Below are 18,284 nucleotides of genomic sequence, written 5' to 3' on the forward strand. Positions count from 1 at the left end.
TGGGGCTTTCTACGTTCGGCCAAGTTGAAAAACCTGGTGGGCGGTGCAGGGTTCGAACCTGCGACCCCTGCCGTGTGAAGGCAGTGCTCTACCGCTGAGCTAACCGCCCGAACGCTTCCGGGAACCTAGGATTATGCCACGGCTTCAGGAGCAGGTTCAATTTTCCGCCACTGGCAGGCGCCGCCGGCCGCCTTGTCGAGGTCGGTCAGCAGCTTGGCGTGGGCGGCCACCTCGGCTTCGCTGGCGCGCAGCACGGGCAGCACGAAGCGGCTCAGGTCCACGGCCTCGATGGCGGCATGGCCGTCACCACCGGAGCTCTCGCCGTGGTCGTCCATCAGCAGCGCATCCTGGCCGCGCGTCAGACGGATGTAGACGTCGGCCAGCAGCTCGGCGTCCAGCAGCGCGCCGTGCAGCACGCGCTTGGTGTTGTCGACCTCCAGGCGGCGGCACAGCGCGTCCAGAGAGTTGGCCTTGCCGGGGAAGAGGTCGCGCGCCATCAGCAGCGTGTCGCGCACGCCGCCGACATGGTCGGTCAGCACGCCGCGCTTCAGGCGCTTGAGCTCAGCGTTGATGAAGCCGATGTCGAAAGGCGCGTTGTGGATGACGAGTTCGGCGCCGGCGAGAAAAGCCAGCAGCCGGTCGACGATCTCGGCGAACTTGGGCTTGTCCGACAGGAAGGCCTCGGTCAGGCCGTGCACCCGCAGCGCGTCTTCGTGGCTGGCGCGCTCGGGGTTGATGTAGAGGTGCAGGTTGTTGCCGGTCAGCTGGCGGTTGACCATCTCGACGCAGCCGACTTCGATGATGCGGTCGCCCTTGTCGGCCTCCAGGCCGGTGGTTTCGGTGTCGAAGAAGATCTGTCGCATATCAAGCTTGGGCGGGCCTCTGATTGCGCTGGGTGGCCCAGGCAAAGATGGCGATGCCGGCGAGGATCATGGGCACGCAAAGCCACTGGCCCTGGCTCAGGTTCAGCGCACGAAGGCCCAGGAAATCATCCGGCTCGCGGAAGTATTCGGCCACGAAGCGCAGCACGCCGTAGCCCATCATGAAGACACCGGAGATCTGGCCCGTCGCGCGCGGCTTGCGGGCGTAGAACCACAGGATGATGAAAAGCAGCAGGCCTTCGCCCGCGGCCTGGTAGAGCTGGGACGGGTGGCGGGCGATGCCGCCGTCATTGGCCTGCGGAAAGATCATGGCCCAGGGCAGATCGGCCGGCGCGGCACGGCCCCACAGCTCGCCATTGATGAAATTGCCCAGGCGCACCGAGACGATGCCAGTGGGCACGCAGGGCGCGATCAGGTCCGACACCTCGAAGAAGCTGCGGCCGCGGCGACGCCCGAACCACCACAGGCCGAGCAGCACGCCCAGCAGGCCGCCATGAAAGGACATGCCGCCGTCCCAGACGCGGATGATGTCGCCCAGGTGCTGGATGTAGTAGCCGGGCTTGTAGAAGAAGCAGTAGCCCAGGCGCCCGCCCAGCACGACGCCGAGCACGCCGTAGAACAGCACGTCGTCGACGTCACGCTTGGTCCAGCCCACGGCCGCGTGCTGGGGCATGCGCGAGCGCAGCGTGGCCAGCCACAGGAAAAGGCCGAAGGCGATCAGGTAGGTGATGCCATACCAATGGATGCCCCCGGAGCCGATGTGGATGGCGATGGGGTCGAACTGAGGATGAACCAGCATGGCTCGCAGGGAAGGAAGAGCGGCCGGCATCATAGCCAGCCGCCCTTCCCTGCTCTTCAGGCCAGGCCTGCCAGCAGCTTCCTGGCTTCTTCGACATTGCGCGGGTTGGCGCGCTTGTTCTGCACGAAGCGCTCCAGCGCCACCTTGGCCGCGGCCTTGTCGCCCTTGGCGATCAGGGCCTGGCCCAGGCGGTGGTCGATGGGCATGCGGTCCGCGCCTTCCAGCGTGCGGGCACGCTCCAGCGACTTGATGGCTTCGTCGGGCTGGTCCTGATCCAGCGCGGTACGGCCCAGGCCGTAGGGGCCGGCCGCATGCGCCGGGTAGTCGCGCTGCAGCGCCTCGAACACGCCACGGGCCTTGGTGAAGTTCTTCTGCTCCATGTGCTCGAAGCCGACGCGCGTCCAGGCGCCGCGCAGTTCACGCTGCAGGGGGTGGTCGTCACCGGCCTTGACGCTGCTCAGTTCACGCTCGGCGCCGGCCCAGTCCTTGTCGTTCATGGCCACCAGCGCGCGCAGCAGCTTGGCCTGCTCGGGCTGGCGCGGCTGCACCTCGACGGCCAGCTCCTTGGCCTTGGCCGTGCTGCCGCCGGCAAAACCCGGCGCCATCAGATAGAACTGGGTCAGGCCGGTGCGTGCCTCGAACAGCGTCGGATCGAGTTCCACCGCCTTGACGAACTGTTCCTTGGTCTTGCCCGCCAGGCCTGCCATCTTGAAGACGCTGGCCGTCATGGCCTGCTGGCCATACACCCGGCCCAGGGCGTAGGCGCAGACGGCCTGGGGACGCTTGTCGATGCAGGTCTGCAGCGCGGGGATGCTGGCCTCCAGCCGTGTCGCATCGTTATCGTCGGCCGCCGCCAGGGCCAGGGCGACGGCGGACTGGTCATCACCCGGCTTGCCCTGCGCGGCGCGCACGAGGTCGGCCGTCTTGCCGGTGTCCAGCCAGGCCTGCCATTGCGGGTCCTTGAGCAGATCAGCCTGGGCGGCACCGGCGAGCAGGGCGAGGGCGAGAGGAAGCAGGCGAAGGGTCATGCAGGGGGTCTCCGGAATGTGCGTTGGTTAACGTTCTATCAGCCTGCGCGGCGACACGGGTTTTTCCCATGTGACTTCAGGCATGGGCGCGCACGTGCTCGACGAAGCGGGCCACGACCGGCGGCGCATCGCTGCGCCAGATGAGGCTGGTCTCGACCTGGGGCGCTCCGGGCAGGGTGCGGTAGCTGACGCCGGCCCGTTGCAGCCCCTGCAGGCTGGCGGGCACCCAGGCCACGCCGATGGCGGCCGACACGAGGTTGATGATGGTCTGCATCTGGATGGCCTCCTGGCCGACCACAACGCCTTGGCCGGCGCCGCCGTGATGGGCCAGGATGGCGTCGTACAGCGACGGCGCCACCTCGCGCGGAAAGATCACCAGCGGCGCCGCGCGGCATTGGGCATCGCTGGGCGTCACGTCGCTGCTGGGCAAGGCCAGCACCAGGGGCTCCACGCCGATGGACAGGCGCTGGAAGCCCGCGGGCGCGGCGCCCGGCGTGTGGATGACGAAGCCGGCGTCGATGCTGCCGGCCTCGAACTCGCGCAACTGCACGTCCAGCGTCGCCTCGCGCAAGGCCAGGGCCACCTGGGGGCAGGCCTCGCGGAAGGACCGCAGCCATTGCGGCAGGCCGCCGAAACCCACCGTCGATACAAAGGCCAGGCGCAGCCGCCCGGCCAGGCCATCGGCCACCGCCCTCACCTCGGCCGGCAGCGCCGCGGCATCCGCAAGCAGCTTCTGCGCTGAGGCCTGCAGGGCCGCGCCCGCGGGCGTCAGGCGCACGCTGCGACTGCTGCGCTCGAAAAGCTGCACGCCGAGCTGCCCCTCCAGCTTGCGCACGGCCTGGGTCAGCGGTGGTTGGCTCATGTGCAGGCGCTCGGCGGCTCGGCCGAAATGCAGCAGCTCGGCCACGGCGATGAATTGCTGGAGGGGGCGCAGTTCGATCATTGATTCACCATGCATATCAATGCAGAGCAAACAATATATTTGAAAAGCAAAGCGCGTCGCGCCAAACTGCCGGCTTCTCCAGGAGACCCAGCCATGAGCTTCAACCGCCGTAGCAAGAACATCACCGAGGGCGTCGCCCGCGCGCCCAACCGCTCCATGTACTACGGCATGGGCTACCAGGAGACCGATTTCGGCAAGCCCATGATCGGCGTCGCCAACGGCCACTCCACCATCACGCCCTGCAACTCCGGCCTGCAAAAGCTCGCCGACGCCGCCGTCATCGGCCTCAAGGCCGCCGGCGCCAATGCCCAGCTGTTCGGTACGCCCACCATCTCCGACGGCATGGCCATGGGCACCGAGGGCATGAAGTACAGCCTGGTGTCGCGCGAGGTCATCTCCGACTGCGTGGAGACCTGCGTCGGCGGCCAGTGGCTGGACGGCGTCATGGTCATCGGCGGCTGCGACAAGAACATGCCCGGCGGCATGATGGGCATGCTGCGCGCCAATGTGCCGGCCATCTACATCTACGGCGGCACCATCAAGCCCGGCCACTACAAGGGCCAGGACCTCAACATCGTCAGCGTCTTCGAGGCTGTCGGCCAATTTTCAGCCGGCAAGATGAGCGAGGAAGACTTCTGCCAGATCGAGAAGCGCGCCATCCCCGGCAGCGGCTCCTGCGGCGGCATGTACACGGCCAACACCATGAGCTCGGCCTTCGAGGCCCTGGGCATGAGCCTGCCCTATTCGTCCAGCATGTCCAATGTCGAGGACGAGGTGGTTGAGAACACCAAGAAAGCGGCCACATACCTGGTCGAGGCCGTCAAGGCCGACCTGAAGCCGCGCGACATCGTCACCAAGAAGGCCATCGAAAACGCCGTCGCTGTCATCATGGCCACGGGCGGCTCCACCAATGCGGTGCTGCACTTCCTGGCCATCGCCCACGCGGCCGAGGTGGACTGGACCATCGACGACTTCGAGCGCATGCGCAAGAAGATCCCGGTGCTGTGCAACCTCAAGCCCAGTGGCAAATACCTGGCCGTGGACCTGCACAAGGCCGGCGGCGTGCCCGCCGTCATGAAGGAGCTGCTGACCGCCGGCCTGCTGCACGGCGACTGCATCACCATCACCGGCAAGACCGTGGCCGAGAACCTGGCCGACGTGCCGGCACTGAGCGCCGACCAGGACGTCATCCAGCCCGTCGCCAAGCCCATCTACGACGAAGGCCACCTGGCCATCCTGCGCGGCAATCTCTCGCCCGAAGGCTGCGTGGCCAAGATCACCGGTCTCAAGACGCCGGTGATGACCGGCCCGGCGCGCGTCTTCGACGACGAGCAGTCGGCCCTGGCCGCCATCATGGCCAACAAGATCGTGGCCGGCGACGTCATGGTGCTGCGCTATCTCGGCCCCAAGGGCGGCCCCGGCATGCCGGAGATGCTGGCCCCCACCGGCGCCCTGATCGGCCAGGGCCTGGGCGAAAGCGTCGGCCTCATCACTGACGGCCGCTTCTCGGGCGGCACCTGGGGCATGGTGGTCGGCCACGTGGCGCCGGAAGCCTACGAGGGTGGCGTCATCGCGCTGGTGCAGGAGGGCGACTCCATCACCATCGACGCCCACCAGCTGGTGCTGCAACTCAATGTCGGCGACGACGAAATCGCCAAGCGCCGTGCCGACTGGGTCAAGCCCGCGCCGCGCTACACGCGGGGCGTGCTGGCCAAGTTTGCGAAGAATGCCTCCAGCGCCAGTTCAGGCGCGGTGTTGGATCTTTTCGAGTGAGCCCGCCCGGCGGGCTCCGCCAAGCCCAGGCTTGGCGTGAAGCCGCATAGCGGCTTCATCTCGGAAAGGACGCTGACTCGGAGAGGCAGCGTCAACGTTTCGAGCACGTCAGCGCTTCTTTTTGCCGCTTGGATTGGCCTGTCCCAGCCCTTCCATCAGCTGCTGACGGCGGGCCTCCTTCTTGGCATCCAGCGTATTCATCACGCTGCGCTGGGTCAGCCCGCTGGAATCGGCCCACCACCACCAGAGCACGGCCAGCCCGAAGGGCGACAGCACGATGCACCAGGCCCAGAATTCATCCTTGTTGAATTGAACCCAGCCGCCCAACTTCAGCACCAACAGCAAAACGCCAAGCAACACGAACGCCATCCGCGCTCTCCTTCAGGTATCTTTGGCGGACACTGTAGTCCAACGCCCCGAAAGGTTCGCATGAAGAATGCACTGATCCTCAGCCTCGCCCTCGTTATCGCCCCCGCCGCCTTCGCCAACCAGGAACTGGCGCAGAAAAAGAACTGCATGGCCTGCCATGCCCTGGACAAGAAGCTGGTCGGCCCGGCCTACAAGGACGTGGCGGCCAAGTACGCCAAGGACAAGGACGCCTACAAGAAGCTCGCCGACAAGATCCAGAAGGGCGGCTCCGGCGTCTGGGGCCCCGTGCCGATGCCGGCCAACACCCAGGTCAGCCCGGCCGAAGCCGAGACCCTCGCCAAGTGGGTGCTGACGGTCAAATAAAGTCGTCGACTCCATGACAACAGGCCCTGCGGGGCCTGTTTGCTTTTCCGGATGGCGAACCCCTAGAACACCAGTCCAGTGCAGGGCCCGGCTTCACGGCGCGGTCATGGCGGCTTCCAAGAATCCGCCGCGCGCAGGCTGTTCTGCGCGTCTCGACAGCGCTGCCCATGAACACCACCCGCCTCCCCTGCCTCGCGGCCACCGCCCTTCTCGCCTGTGGAGCCGCGCAGGCGGCTTCCACGCTGGAAGGCTGGGCCCTGATGCCCGCCAACACCTTCGCCGAAGGCCCGACCACCGGCCAGTTCGCCAGCGGCGCCGGCGGCAACCCATTGCCCCTGCTCGACAAGCAGTCTGTGCAGGGCTTCTCGGCCGTGCTGGCCGGCCCCAAGGCGGGCACCTACCTCTTCATGCCCGACAACGGCTTCGGCACCAAGGAAAACTCGGCCGACGCCCTGCTGCGCATGTACGCCATCACGCCGGACTTCAAGACGGCCCTGGGCGGCACGGGCACGGTGTCGGCAGCCAACTTCAAGACCGGCGCAGCGATGGCCGGCTTCACGGCCGGCAGCTATCTGAGCCTGTCCGACCCGAACAACCTGCTGTCCATCAAGATCCAGGCCGACTACACGCGCTACTACAACAGCGCCGCCAACCCGCTGATCGACGCCAGCATCCGCAACAACCGCCTGCTGACCGGCGCCGACCTCGACATCGAATCGGTGCGCAAGGACAAGAACGGCAATCTGTGGTTCGGCGACGAATTCGGCCCCTACCTGGTCAAGACCAATGCCCAGGGCGTGGTGCAGCGCCGCGAGATCGGCATGCTCGGCGTGCTGTCACCGCAGAACGAGGCCGTCATCAACGGCAGCGCCAGCGCCACGCTGGGGCGCTCCAATGGCTTCGAAGGCATGGCCATCAACCCCAACGGCGACCGTCTCTACACGCTGCTGGAAGGCACGGTCACCGGCGACCCGGCCAAGACGCTGCGAATCAATGCGTTCGACATCAACACCGAGGCCTACACCGGCCAGCAGTGGAACTACAAGCTCGACGCCGAAGGCACCAACATCGGCGACATGACGGCCATCAACGACCACGAGTTCCTCATCATCGAACGCAATGGCGCCACGGCCACCGGCGGCGGCACGCCCTTCAAGAAGATCTTCAAGATCGACCTGAACCAGCTGGACGCCAGCGGCAACCTCAGCAAGACCGAGGTCGTCAACCTGATGAACATCGCCGACCCGCACGACCTGAACGGCGACGGCAGCAGCGCCTTCACCTTCCCGTTCACGACCATCGAGAGCGTGCTCATCCTGGACTCGCACACCCTGCTGGTCGCCAACGACAACAACTACCCCGGCACCGGCGGCCGCAACCTGGGTTCGGACAACACCGAGTTCCTGAAGATCCACCTGGATACGGCCCTCAACGTGGCGGCCGTGCCCGAGCCCGGCAGCTATGCGCTGCTGCTGGGCGGACTGGGGCTGATCGGCTTCAAGCTGCGTCGTCGCCAGTAAGACAAAAGGCCGCCCGAGGGCGGCCTTTCTCTGCGAGGCGAAGTCAGTACGCCTGACCCAGCTGCTCCAGGATCGCGGGATTTTCGAGCGTAGACGTATCTTGGGTGACGCTCTCCCCCTTGGCCACCGACCTCAGCAAACGCCGCATGATCTTGCCCGAGCGCGTCTTGGGCAGGTTGTCACCGAAGCGGATGTCCTTAGGCTTGGCGATGGGGCCGATCTCCTTGGCCACGTGGTCGCGCAGTTGCTTGGCAATCGCCTTGGCCTCGTCGCCGCTGGGGCGCGGGCGCTTCAGCACGACAAAGGCGCAGATGGCTTCGCCGGTGGTGTCGTCCGGGCGGCCCACGACGGCGGCCTCGGCGACCAGCTCGGTGCAGCTGACCAGGGCCGACTCGATCTCCATCGTGCCCATGCGGTGGCCCGACACGTTGAGCACGTCGTCGATGCGACCGGTGATGGTGAAGTAGCCCGTCTCGGCGTCACGGATGGCGCCGTCGCCGGCCAGGTAATAGCCCTTGAGCTCCGGCGGGTAGTAGCTCTTCTTGAAGCGCTCCGGGTCGCCCCAGATGGTGCGGATCATCGAAGGCCAGGGCTTCTTGACGACCAGGATGCCGCCCTGGCCGTTGGGCACGTCGTTGCCGGTCTCGTCGACGATGGCCGTCGTGATGCCCGGGAAGGGCAACGTGCAGGAGCCCGGCACCAGCGTCGTCACGCCGGGCAGCGGCGTGATCATGTGGCCGCCGGTCTCGGTCTGCCAGAAGGTGTCGACGATGGGGCAGCGCTTGCCGCCCACGTGCTCGTGGTACCACTCCCAGGCGGCCGGGTTGATGGGCTCGCCCACCGAGCCCAGCAGGCGCAGCGACGACAGGTCGTACTTCTTCGGGTGCACGGCCTCGTTGGTCTCGGCCGCCTTGATCAGCGAGCGGATGGCGGTGGGCGCCGTGTAGAAGATGGTGACCTTGTGCTTCTGGATCATCTGCCAGAAGCGGCCGGCGTCCGGGTAGGTGGGCACGCCCTCGAAGACGATCTCGGTGCCGCCCAGGGCCAGCGGGCCGTAAGTGATGTAGGTGTGGCCGGTGACCCAGCCGATATCGGCCGTGCACCAGAAGATGTCGTCGTCCTTCAGGTCGAAGGTCCACTTCGTCGTCAGAGCCGCATGCAGCAGATAGCCGCCGGTGCTGTGCTGCACGCCCTTGGGCTTGCCGGTGGAGCCCGAGGTGTAGAGCAGGAAGAGCGGGTGCTCGGCCTCGACCCATTCGGGCGCGCAGGTCGTCGACTCGGCGCTCATCAGGTCGTGCAGCCACAGGTCGCGGCCTTCCACCCAGTTGATCTTGCCGCCGGTGCGCTTGTAGACGATGACGTCCTTCAACGTCGGGCAGGAGCCGCCTTCCAGGGCCTCGTCGACGATGGCCTTCAGCGGCAGGGACTTGCCGCCGCGCTGCTGCTCGTCGGCGCACAGGATGGCCACGGCGCCGGCATCCTGCACGCGGTCGCGCAGCGACTGGGCCGAGAAGCCGCCGAACACCACCGAGTGGGTGGCGCCGATGCGGGCGCAGGCCTGCATGGCCACCACGCCCTCGACCGACATGGGCATGTAGATGACGACGCGGTCGCCCTTCTGGATGCCGCGGCCCTTCAATGCGTTGGCCAGCTGGCTGACCTTGGCCAGCAGCTCGGCATAGCTGACGTTGGTGACGCTGCCGTCGTCGGCTTCGAAGATCAGGGCCGTCTTGCCGCCCTTGCCGGCCTCGACATGGCGGTCCAGGCAGTTGTAGGAGACGTTGAGCTTGCCGTCCTCGAACCACTTGAAGAAGGGCGCGTCGCTGTCGTTCAGGGTCTTGGTGAACGGCGTCTGCCAGCTCAGCAGCTCGCGGGCCAGGCGGGCCCAGTAGCCCGCGTAGTCTTTCTCGGCCTCGGCCACCAGCGCGGCGTAACCGGCTTCACCCTTCACGTGGGCATTGGCGACCCACTCGGGGCTGGGGGCGTAGGTGTTCAGCGTGCTCATGACCTGTCGTCTCCTGATGTTGCTTGGCGCGGACTGTGCGTCGGGCATCTGACGATGCCCTGACGCCGCGTTACAAGCCGGTCACCAGAGTCTAGAGGCCCGAACGGCCCCTCAGCGCCGCCCGCGCGGGCGGCCCGCCAGCCGCAGCGCGCCAAGGCAGGCCAGCAGCAGGCTGAAGGAGGTCGGCTCCGGCACGGTCGCCGCGGTCACCGTCTGCAGGTTGTCGATGGTGAAGGCGCGGTCGATGGGCCCGTTGGCGCGCATCCTCAGTTCGTCGAAGACGATGCCTGTGAAGCCATAGAAGTTGACCGGGTCGCTCAGCGAAGTCGGCGCGGTGGCCGACTCGACGAGCTGACCGTGCAGATAGGCCTCGAAATAGGAGGTCGCGCCGTTGCTGGTACCGGTCGCCCAGGCCGCGGCCGACAGCGGCGCCGCGAAATGGATGGCGAAGGTCTCCAGGGCCGGAATGCCCCATTGGAAATTGCCGATGCGATTGCCGCTGATGTTCTCGAACGGCGAGCCCATGTCGGCATTGGCATAGGCCGACTCGAACACCAGGCCCAGCGCGGCGAACTGCTGGGTGACCGGCTGGTTGCCCGTCAACGGGACCGACTCGAAGTCGACCACCTGCTGCGGGCTGGCCAGCCCCGTCCCGTTATGCAGCAAGGCGGCCTGGACCGAGCCCGCGATGGCGGCCAGGGCCACCGCGGCGGCGATCTGGCGAAGAGATGTACGGATCATGAGGAACTCCCAAGGGTTGAAGGGCGACGCGGCCAAAGCCCCGTCATTCACCCGGACGCGGCACAGGCACCGCGCCGGACATCACCCCCTCGTTCGCAGGGCAGGCCTGGCTTCAATTCGCCGGCCGCACCAGCATGCGCGGCGCGCCGACAAAGGGCTTGAAGCCCATGGCCTCGTAGAGCTCGGCCGGCGCATAGGCCACCTGGCCCTGGATGACGAGGCTGGCGCGGCGCAACTGCTCGATGTCGGCGCTGGGGTCGCCGTCCACCATCACGAGGTCAGCCGCGTAACCGCGCTCGATGCGGCCGCGCTGCCCACTCGCGCCGGCCACGCGCGCACCGTTCCAGGTGGCGATGCGCAGCACCTCGGGCGCCGGGATGCCGGCCTTCACGTAGAGCGCCAGCTCGCGGTGCAGGCCCAGGCCCGCCGTCGTGTCCGCGCCCGCCACCAGGGGCACGCCGGCGCGGTGCATGTCCCGCGTCAGGCCCATCATCTTGGCGTAGGAGCGCCGGTAGGCCGCCAGCTTCTCGCCGTCCAGGTCCATGGGCGCGACCCGCATCTGGCGCTGCCACAGTACCGGCAGATGCCCGGCCACGGGGCCCAGCGTCGGGTCCAGCTCACCCTGGGCCTGGGTGAACATGGCCTCGAAGGCGGCCAGGGTCGGGTCGACGACGGTACGGCGCTCGCGCAGCAGCGCGATGAAATGCTTCACGGCCGGGCTGGACAGGTCCACGGCCTGGGCATCGCTGCCGACGCGCTGGAAGCGCAGCAGGGTGCGGCTGTCGTCGCCGGGCCGGCTGACGAAGTTCAGCATGACCTGGTTGATGTGGGTCAGCTCGTCATAGCCGCCGCGCACCGCCTGCTCGGCCCGCATGAAGGCCGGCACATGGCCGTTCACATGCAGGCCCAGGCTGTGCGCCTTGTCGGTCAGCGGCCGGACCCACTCGGGCTTGATGGAGTTGTAGAGCTTGATGCCGACGAAGCCATGGCAGGCATACCAGCTGACGGCGTCCAGGGCCTCGTCCAGCGTCTCGGCGACGATGCCGGTGCGCGACGAATACGGGCTCTTGCCCTCGATGAAGCCGGCCGCGTGGACATGGGGGCCGATGACTTCGCCGCGCTCGATGCGCCCGGTCAGGCGCTGCAACTCGGCGTTGTCATTGCCCGGGTCACGCACGCTGGTCACGCCGGCGGCCAGATGGGCCAGGCCGTCCTCGCTCCACAGATGGGCATGCATGTCCCACAGCCCCGGCAGCAGGGTCTGGCCGCGGCCGTCGATGGCGCGCTCGGGCAGCACGCGCAGGGCGCCGGGCTCGGTGACGGCGTCGATGCGCCCCTGCGAGATCCACACGTCGCTGGGGCCGCGCATGCGCGCCGCCGGCGCATCGAACCAGCGCACATTGCGGATCAGCGTGACGCCGCCCAGCGGCCGGGCCAGGCGCTGGCGCAGCTGGATCAACCGCTCGTCGGCCGCCTGCTGCTGGCGCGCCAGCAGCGTGGGCGCCAGCGCCTCACTGCCCTGGAGCATGACGGCCCAGGACGGCCAGGTGATGGCGAACAGCGCATGCGTCGCATCGTCGCGCACCCAGTAGTACCAGGGCTGGGCGTCGGCTCCGGTCACGGCCACCAGGGCCAGCGGCCCCGTCGCGGCATCGGGCGTCAGCCGGGCCAGGACCTCGGCGCGGATGCGCAGCCCGCCCAGCGTCGCCGCGCTGCCGTCGGCCTGAGCCAGCAGCATGCTCACCAGGGCGCCGTAATAGCCCGGCGAGGCTTCCAGCGGGATGAAGACGAAGTCCTCGCCCGCCGGCGTCTCGCCGCTGTCGGCCCGCGAACGCCAGCGCGCCCGTGCGTCGGCGACATCGAAGTCCTCGGCGATCTCGGCGCCCATGGTGCTGCGCCCGCGACCGCGGTAGTCGCGCGGCGCGCCGTTGGCGGCGAGGCGAAAGCTCTCCTTCAGGTCCGGCCCGCGGCCGTTGTCGCGGTAGCTGTAGTCGGTCTCGATGCGGCCATCGGCTGTGGTCTCGACACGCAGATGGCCCGCCACCTCGTTCTGGCCCAGCACGACGTAGTCGGCGGCCCGAGCGGGTTGGAGGGCCGAGGCGGCACACAGCAGCAGGGTCAGCAGGCAAGGCAGGCGCATGGCAGGCTCCGGTCGGTGGGCCAGTTGCCCACGCCGGAACAGACGCAGCGCGCCGCCCTATCCGGACAGCTACTGCCCCAACAGCACGCCCAGCAGCAGCCTGGCCTTGTCCCAGTCGCGCCTCACCGTGCGATCGGTGATCTGCAGGGCCTCGGCGATCTCGGTCTCGCTGTAGCCACCGAAGTAGCGCATCTCGACCACCTTGGCCAGGCGTGGCTCGGCGGCGGCCAGGGCCTCGAGCGCTTCATGCACCTGCAGCACTTCTTCCTCGGCGGCCGGCGTGCTGTCGGCGATATGGGTGTCCAGCGTCAGCCGCGCCAGGTCGCCGCCGCGGCGCTGGGCCTGGCGCTCGCGCACCGCGTCGATGATGACGGAGCGCATCACCTGGGAGGCATAGGCGAAGAAGGCGCGCCGGCCGTCGGGCCGCAGGCGGCCGCTGCCCAGGAAGCGCAGATAGCTCTCGTGCACCAGGGCCGTCGTGTCCAGCACCGTGTTGCGCCCGCCGTCACGCAGGCGCGAGCGCGCCAGCTTGCGCAGCTCCCCGTAGGCGGCCGCGAACAGGCGGTCCTGGGCGCCGGCCGCGCCGGCATTGACCTGCTCGATCAGGCCATCGATGGTGTCGGTGCTCACAGGCGGGATGCTGCCAGCACTACCGCCCGTGCAAATCATTCAGACTGGGGATGTCCGGTCTGGCGACAGCTTCACGTCTGTCCTAGCGTGTCGACTCGATGACGAGAACCCCTCCATGCTGTCTGCGGACCACCTGATCCGCCTGAGCCGCCTGCTCGACGAAGCGCTGGCCCTCGCGCCCGCGCAGCGCGAAGCCTGGCTGACCACCTTGCCGCCCGAGAACGCCCACCTGGCCGAGCCGCTGCGCGAGATGCTGGCCCGCGAGGCCGGCCTGACCCAGGATGGCCGCCTGCGCACCCTGCCCCGCTTCGGTGCGTGGGAGAGCGAGGACGCCGCCGCAGTGCAGGCCGGCGACCTCATCGGCCCCTACCGCCTCCTCGAGGAGATCGGGCGCGGTGGCATGGGCAGCGTCTGGCGGGCCGAGCGCGCCGACGGCAGCTATCAGCGTGAGGTGGCCCTCAAGCTGCCGCGCCTGACCTGGGGCGAGGGCCTGGCCCGGCTGATGGCCCAGGAGCGGGACATCGGCGCCATGCTGGAGCATCCCAACATCGCCCGCCTCTACGACGCCGGCATCGACGCCCGCGGCTGGCCCTATCTGGCGCTGGAGCTGGTGGCCGGCCGGCCTATCGACGCCTGGTGCCGCGAGCGCAACGCCAGCGTGGCGCAGCGGCTCGAACTGCTGCTGCAGATCATGCGCGCCGTCGGCTATGCCCATGGCCGCCTCATCGTGCATCGCGACATCAAGCCGTCGAATGTGCTGGTGACGCCCGATGGCCAGGCCCATCTGCTGGACTTCGGCATCGCTAGGCTGCTAGGTGATGCCGCCGCCGGCGTGACCGAGGACGGCGCCCGGCGCCTGACACCGCACTACGCCTCGCCCGAGCAGGTGCGCGGCGATCCGGTCACGGTAGCGACCGACGTCTACAGCCTGGGCGTGCTGGCCTTCGAGCTGCTGACCGGCCAGACGCCCTATCGCCTCCCTGGTGCCAAACCCGCCAGCCGCGCCGCCTGGGAAGAGGCCGTGCTGGCTGACGAGCCCGAGCGCGCCAGCAGCCGCTGCGAGGACCGCACGACGGCCCGCGCCCTGCACGGCGACCTCGACGCCATCCTCGCCAAGGCCCTGAGGCGCGACCCGGCCCAGCGCTATGCCAGCGTCGACGCCTTCGCCCAGGACCTGGAACGCTTCCGCCGCGGCGAGGCCGTGCTGGCCCAGCCTGACAGCGCCTGGTATCGCCTGGGCCGCACCGTGCGCCGCCATCGGCTGGCGTTTGCGACCACCGGCATCGTGGTCGCCGCCCTGGCCGTGGGCGGCGGCCTGGCCTTGCGCCAGAACCAGCGCGCCGAGTTGGCCGCGCAGCGCCAGCAGATGGCCACCAGCTTCGCGGCAGCCCTGCTGCGCGCCGACCAGGCGGCCTTCTTCGCCCGCACGGACTCGCGCCGCCCGACGCCCGAGCTGACGCTGGCCGACAGCGCCGCCCTGATCCAGCAGCGCTTCGCGGGCGAGCCGGGGCTGCAAGCCGACCTGCTGGGGGCCGTGGCACGCCTCTTTCTCGAGATGGACCGGCCAGAACTGGCTGCCGAGCATGCGCAGCGCCAGCACGAGATCCTGCAACGCGCCGACGCTGGCCGCGAGGCCCTGGCTGCGTCCCGCCTGCTGGCCGCCGAAGCCTGGCTGGCTGCCTACCGCTGGACCGAGGCCGATGTGGCCGCGCAGCAAGCGCTGAAGCTGGCCGACAAGGACGGTCCGCAGCGTGCCGAGGCCCTGGCCTTGACGGCTCAGGCGGCCTGGCCGGCCGGCCATGTCGAAGCCGCACAAGCCGCGCTGACGCAGGCCGAGGCCCTGTTGCCGTCCCTGCCGTCCAGTTCGACGGCGGCCGCGCGCGTGCAGGCCCTGCGCGCCGAGATGGCGGACCACGACTATCGCTACGCCGAGGCGGACGAGCACTTCGGCCGCAGCATCGCTCTGGCCCTGGCCGCCCAGGGCGAGACCTCGCCGCTGCTGCAAAGGTTGCGCAGGCTGGCCGCACAAAGCCTGATCGACCATGGGCGCACCGATGCAGCGGCACCCATGATCAACGCCGTCGTGCGCGACCTGAAGGCACGCGGCGGCCCCGCGGTCATCGAGGCCCGCATCATGCAGGCCGAGTACGAACTGGCCCGCTACCGCGCCGGCCTGGCTTCCTATCTCGAAGCCAGCCAGACCGCGGACTCCGCCGCCGCCCTGATCGATGCCCAGCCCGATCCACCGCAGGCCCAGGAACTGCGCCTGAACCTGCTGCGCGCCCGCCTGGCCTTCGCCCACGGCGACATGGACAAGGCCTGGGACGTGCTGCACGACAGCTTCCCCTCGCCCTGGCAGGGGCCGCGCTCGTCTCAAAAGCACTGGCAGCGCCTGCACTGGACGGCCATGGACATTTCGTCGTCGGTCGGCCCCACCTATGGCCACTCGCACGAGACGGACAGCTACTGGAACAAGCTGGTCCAGGACGCTCAGATGCGGCCGCCGAAAGAGGCCGGCGACCTGGCCCGCCATGGCATCAAGCTGGCTGCCAAGGGTCAGGCTGATGCGGGCCTGCTCAAGCTCGAGGGTGAAACGCTGGCGCCTCCCGCCCGGGCCATGCTGGCCTGGGTGAAAGCCCAGATCCTGCTCGACCTCGATCGCCCCGCCGATGCGGCAGCCGCTGTACGAGGGCTTGACCCGAGCCCCACACCGGACCTGCCGCCCGAGCGCTTCAGCAGCGAGGCCGTGGCCGCCCAGCTCGAATGCGCCCATGGGCGGCCGACAGCGGGCCGCGACAGGCTTGTGGCCCAGGCCGACGCGTTGCTGCGCGACCGCAACCCCGCAGCCCCCCGCCCCGCCTGGCTGCGCGCGCACGCCGGCCTGTGCGCCCTCGCGGCGGGGGACCGGGCTGGTGCCCTTGCGCTGGCAGCGCAGGCGCGCCAGGCCTTCAAGGCCCAGCCCGAAGTCGCGGCCTACTACAAGCAGCCGCTGAAGCGACTGGAAGCCGCGCTGGGCCCGACAAGCGTCGCAGCGGCGATGACACGAGACGTCCCTAGAATCCGCGCGTCCGAAGACGCCAGCTGCCGCTTTCCCCGATGACCACTCCCCTGCGCCCCCTGCCCCGCCTCATCTTCGCCAGCCGCTGGCTGCAGCTGCCTCTCTACATCGGGCTGATCCTGGCCCAGGGCGTCTACGTCTGGCAGTTCTGGACCGAGCTGGTGCACCTCATCGAGGCCGCCTTCGGCAACCAGCATGCGCTGGAGATCCTGGTCAAGAGCATCGGCTACAAGGGCGAGGCCCTGGTGTCGCTGAACGAGACCGTGCTGATGCTGGTCGTGCTCGGCCTCATCGACGTGGTCATGATCTCCAACCTGCTGATCATGGTCATCGTCGGCGGCTATGAGACCTTTGTGTCGCGTATGGACCTCGAAGGCCACCCCGACCAGCCCGAATGGCTGAGCCACGTGAACGCCTCGGTGCTGAAGGTCAAGCTGGGCACGGCCATCATCGGCATCAGCTCCATCCACCTGCTGAAGACCTTCATCAACGCGGCCAACTACGACGAGAAGGTGCTGATGTTCCAGACCGTCATCCATCTCGCCTTCCTGCTGTCGGCCATCGCGATCGCCTACACGGACCGGCTGCTGGCGCCGGCCCACGGCGACAAGCACTAGCGCCCCACCATCGCGCCAGGGACGACCCAGGCGTCGAACTGCTCGGCCGTCACATGGCCCGAGGCCAGTGCGGCCTCGCGCAGGCTGCTGCCTTCCTTGTGCGCTTTCTTGGCGATCTGCGCGGCCTTGTCGTAGCCGATATGGGTGTTGAGCGCCGTCACCAGCATCAGTGAGCGCTCCACCAGCTCGTTGATGCGCCCCTCGTTGGGCGTGATGCCGACGGCGCAATGGGTGTTGAAGCTGGCCATGCCATCCGCCAGCAGGCGCACGCTCTGCAGGAAGTTGTGGATGACCATGGGGCGGAACACGTTGAGCTCGAAGTTGCCCGACGCGCCGCCGATGTTGATGGCCACGTCATTGCCCATGACCTGGGCGGCCAGCATGGTCACCGCCTCGCTCTGGGTCGGGTTGACCTTGCCCGGCATGATGGACGAGCCCGGCTCGTTCTCCGGGATGCTGATCTCGCCGATGCCGCTGCGCGGGCCGCTGGCCAGCCAGCGCACGTCGTTGGCGATCTTGTTCATGCTGGCCGCCAGCGTCTTCAGCGCGCCGTGGGCGTGGACCAGGGCGTCGCAGGAGGCCATGGCTTCGAACTTGTTGGGCGCGGTGACGAAGGCATGGCCGGTCAGCCGTGCCAGCTCGGCCGCGACGGCTTCCGCGTAGCCCTTGGGCGCATTCAGCCCCGTGCCCACGGCCGTGCCGCCCAGGGCCAGTTCGTGGAGATGCGGCAGGGCCGCCAGCACATGGCGCTCGCCCTGGTGGAGCTGGGCCACCCAGCCCGAGATCTCCTGGCCCAGGGTCAGCGGCGTGGCGTCCTGCAGATGGGTGCGGCCGATCTTGACGATGCCGTCATAGGCCTCGGCCTTCTGCTGCAGCGTCGTGCGCAGGGCGCGCAGCGGCGGCAGCAGCCGTTCCACCAAGGCCTGCACGGCGGCCACATGCATGGCGGTCGGGAAGACGTCATTGCTGCTCTGGCTGCGATTCACGTCGTCGTTGGGGTGCACCAGCCGCCCCTCGCCGCGCTCACCACCCAGCAACTCGCTGGCGCGGTTGGCCAGCACCTCGTTGACGTTCATGTTGGTCTGCGTGCCCGAGCCGGTCTGCCACACGACCAGGGGGAACTCGTCCGCGTGCAGGCCACCAATCACCTCATCGGCCGCGGCCACGATGGCGTCGGTCTTATTCGCATCCTGCAGGCCCAGCGCCTGGTTGACGACAGCAGACGCACGTTTCACGCGGGCCAGCGCGCGGATCAGCTCGGGCGCCTGGCGCTCGCCGGAGATGTCGAAGTTCTGCAGCGAGCGCTGCGTCTGGGCGCCCCAGAGCTTGTCGGCCGGCACCTCGATGGGGCCGAAGGTGTCGCGTTCGAGTCGGGTCGTCATGGGCTTGCTGATTCGTGAAAACAGAAACGCCAGCA

At 68.5% G+C, this 18,284-nt stretch carries 14 protein-coding genes, 1 tRNA gene and 2 pseudogenes; 6 read left to right on the plus strand and 11 right to left on the minus strand.

Going from position 1 to position 18,284, the window contains the following annotated elements; all coding sequences use genetic code 11:
• Positions 1-34: 34 nt before the first annotated feature.
• From ACS5PN_RS05995 to ACS5PN_RS06015, 5 genes are all read right to left on the minus strand, one after another.
• A tRNA-Val gene (locus ACS5PN_RS05995) sits at positions 35-109 on the minus strand.
• A gap of 22 nt (positions 110-131) precedes the next feature.
• Positions 132-863: a DNA polymerase III subunit epsilon gene (gene dnaQ, locus ACS5PN_RS06000; RefSeq protein ID WP_439463017.1), complete on the minus strand. Its 732-nt coding sequence runs from the start codon at positions 861-863 to the stop codon at positions 132-134.
• 1 nt (position 864) lies between these two features.
• On the minus strand, positions 865-1,680 hold the full coding sequence (gene lgt / locus ACS5PN_RS06005; RefSeq protein ID WP_439463018.1) for a prolipoprotein diacylglyceryl transferase: 816 nt from the start codon (positions 1,678-1,680) through the stop codon (positions 865-867).
• Between the two features lie 56 nt (positions 1,681-1,736).
• Complete coding sequence (locus ACS5PN_RS06010) at positions 1,737-2,708, minus strand: tetratricopeptide repeat protein (protein WP_439463019.1); 972 nt, start codon at positions 2,706-2,708, stop codon at positions 1,737-1,739.
• Between the two features lie 76 nt (positions 2,709-2,784).
• Positions 2,785-3,651 (minus strand): LysR family transcriptional regulator, encoded by an 867-nt coding sequence (locus ACS5PN_RS06015; RefSeq protein WP_439463020.1) that lies wholly within the window; start codon positions 3,649-3,651, stop codon positions 2,785-2,787.
• A gap of 93 nt (positions 3,652-3,744) precedes the next feature.
• Between ACS5PN_RS06015 and ilvD the strand changes: the two genes are divergently transcribed.
• A complete protein-coding gene (gene ilvD, locus ACS5PN_RS06020; protein WP_439463021.1) occupies positions 3,745-5,424 on the plus strand; it encodes a dihydroxy-acid dehydratase in 1,680 nt (559 codons plus the stop codon).
• A 108-nt stretch (positions 5,425-5,532) separates the two neighbouring features.
• Here the strand turns inward: ilvD and ACS5PN_RS06025 are convergent, their stop codons facing one another.
• Positions 5,533-5,793 carry a TIGR04438 family Trp-rich protein gene (locus tag ACS5PN_RS06025; RefSeq protein WP_439463022.1) on the minus strand — a complete coding sequence of 87 codons (261 nt, stop codon included), beginning with the start codon at positions 5,791-5,793 and terminating at the stop codon, positions 5,533-5,535.
• 60 nt (positions 5,794-5,853) lie between these two features.
• Between ACS5PN_RS06025 and ACS5PN_RS06030 the strand changes: the two genes are divergently transcribed.
• The 3 genes and pseudogenes from ACS5PN_RS06030 to ACS5PN_RS06040 all read left to right on the plus strand — a co-directional run.
• Positions 5,854-6,156, plus strand: coding sequence for a c-type cytochrome (locus tag ACS5PN_RS06030; protein ID WP_439463023.1), 303 nt, complete (start codon positions 5,854-5,856; stop codon positions 6,154-6,156).
• A gap of 260 nt (positions 6,157-6,416) precedes the next feature.
• Positions 6,417-7,502 (plus strand): annotated as a pseudogene (locus ACS5PN_RS06035) (esterase-like activity of phytase family protein); the annotation flags it as partial.
• An 81-nt stretch (positions 7,503-7,583) separates the two neighbouring features.
• Positions 7,584-7,676: pseudogene (locus ACS5PN_RS06040) on the plus strand (PEP-CTERM sorting domain-containing protein); the annotation flags it as partial.
• A gap of 43 nt (positions 7,677-7,719) precedes the next feature.
• Here the strand turns inward: ACS5PN_RS06040 and acs are convergent.
• The 4 genes from acs to ACS5PN_RS06060 all read right to left on the minus strand — a co-directional run bounded on the left by acs (position 7,720) and on the right by ACS5PN_RS06060 (position 13,192).
• Positions 7,720-9,681, minus strand: coding sequence for an acetate--CoA ligase (acs, locus tag ACS5PN_RS06045; protein WP_439463024.1), 1,962 nt, complete (start codon positions 9,679-9,681; stop codon positions 7,720-7,722).
• A gap of 111 nt (positions 9,682-9,792) precedes the next feature.
• The gene (locus tag ACS5PN_RS06050; protein ID WP_439463025.1) at positions 9,793-10,422 is read right to left on the minus strand and encodes a hypothetical protein; all 630 of its coding nucleotides are present in this window, start codon (positions 10,420-10,422) and stop codon (positions 9,793-9,795) included.
• A gap of 112 nt (positions 10,423-10,534) precedes the next feature.
• Positions 10,535-12,562: an amidohydrolase family protein gene (locus ACS5PN_RS06055; RefSeq protein ID WP_439463026.1), complete on the minus strand. Its 2,028-nt coding sequence runs from the start codon at positions 12,560-12,562 to the stop codon at positions 10,535-10,537.
• Positions 12,563-12,631: 69 nt separating this feature from the next.
• Entirely contained in the window at positions 12,632-13,192 is a 561-nt protein-coding gene (locus ACS5PN_RS06060) for an ECF-type sigma factor (RefSeq protein WP_439463027.1), read from the minus strand.
• A 115-nt stretch (positions 13,193-13,307) separates the two neighbouring features.
• Here ACS5PN_RS06060 and ACS5PN_RS06065 point away from each other — a divergent pair, with 115 nt between their 5' ends.
• Both ACS5PN_RS06065 and ACS5PN_RS06070 read left to right on the plus strand, forming a co-directional pair.
• Positions 13,308-16,292 carry a protein kinase domain-containing protein gene (locus tag ACS5PN_RS06065; protein ID WP_439463028.1) on the plus strand — a complete coding sequence of 995 codons (2,985 nt, stop codon included), beginning with the start codon at positions 13,308-13,310 and terminating at the stop codon, positions 16,290-16,292.
• On the plus strand, positions 16,289-16,867 hold the full coding sequence (locus ACS5PN_RS06070) for a TIGR00645 family protein (protein ID WP_439463029.1): 579 nt from the start codon (positions 16,289-16,291) through the stop codon (positions 16,865-16,867). Before ACS5PN_RS06065 ends, ACS5PN_RS06070 begins: the two co-directional genes overlap by 4 nt.
• On the opposite strand, the gene fumC is transcribed toward ACS5PN_RS06070, so the two are convergent.
• On the minus strand, positions 16,864-18,249 hold the full coding sequence (gene fumC, locus ACS5PN_RS06075; RefSeq protein ID WP_439463030.1) for a class II fumarate hydratase: 1,386 nt from the start codon (positions 18,247-18,249) through the stop codon (positions 16,864-16,866). The two genes, ACS5PN_RS06070 and fumC, sit on opposite strands and share 4 nt — an antisense overlap.
• Positions 18,250-18,284 lie beyond the last annotated feature (35 nt).

It is taken from the genome of Roseateles sp. NT4, assembly GCF_051857475.1.
In the GTDB taxonomy this organism is placed as follows: Bacteria; Pseudomonadota; Gammaproteobacteria; order Burkholderiales; family Burkholderiaceae_C; genus Pelomonas.

Excerpts from the sequence above, each read along its gene's own strand:
- ACS5PN_RS06065 (WP_439463028.1), top strand. The coding sequence starts at position 13,308 with ATGCTGTCTGCGGACCACCTGATCCGCCTGAGCCGCCTGCTCGACGAA.
- ACS5PN_RS06050 (WP_439463025.1), bottom strand. The coding sequence starts at position 10,422 with ATGATCCGTACATCTCTTCGCCAGATCGCCGCCGCGGTGGCCCTGGCC.
- dnaQ (WP_439463017.1), bottom strand. The coding sequence starts at position 863 with ATGCGACAGATCTTCTTCGACACCGAAACCACCGGCCTGGAGGCCGAC.
- fumC (WP_439463030.1), bottom strand. The coding sequence starts at position 18,249 with ATGACGACCCGACTCGAACGCGACACCTTCGGCCCCATCGAGGTGCCG.
- ilvD (WP_439463021.1), top strand. The coding sequence starts at position 3,745 with ATGAGCTTCAACCGCCGTAGCAAGAACATCACCGAGGGCGTCGCCCGC.
- acs (WP_439463024.1), bottom strand. The coding sequence starts at position 9,681 with ATGAGCACGCTGAACACCTACGCCCCCAGCCCCGAGTGGGTCGCCAAT.
- ACS5PN_RS06070 (WP_439463029.1), top strand. The coding sequence starts at position 16,289 with ATGACCACTCCCCTGCGCCCCCTGCCCCGCCTCATCTTCGCCAGCCGC.
- ACS5PN_RS06010 (WP_439463019.1), bottom strand. The coding sequence starts at position 2,708 with ATGACCCTTCGCCTGCTTCCTCTCGCCCTCGCCCTGCTCGCCGGTGCC.
- ACS5PN_RS06030 (WP_439463023.1), top strand. The coding sequence starts at position 5,854 with ATGAAGAATGCACTGATCCTCAGCCTCGCCCTCGTTATCGCCCCCGCC.
- ACS5PN_RS06055 (WP_439463026.1), bottom strand. The coding sequence starts at position 12,562 with ATGCGCCTGCCTTGCCTGCTGACCCTGCTGCTGTGTGCCGCCTCGGCC.
- lgt (WP_439463018.1), bottom strand. The coding sequence starts at position 1,680 with ATGCTGGTTCATCCTCAGTTCGACCCCATCGCCATCCACATCGGCTCC.
- ACS5PN_RS06015 (WP_439463020.1), bottom strand. The coding sequence starts at position 3,651 with ATGATCGAACTGCGCCCCCTCCAGCAATTCATCGCCGTGGCCGAGCTG.
- ACS5PN_RS06025 (WP_439463022.1), bottom strand. The coding sequence starts at position 5,793 with ATGGCGTTCGTGTTGCTTGGCGTTTTGCTGTTGGTGCTGAAGTTGGGC.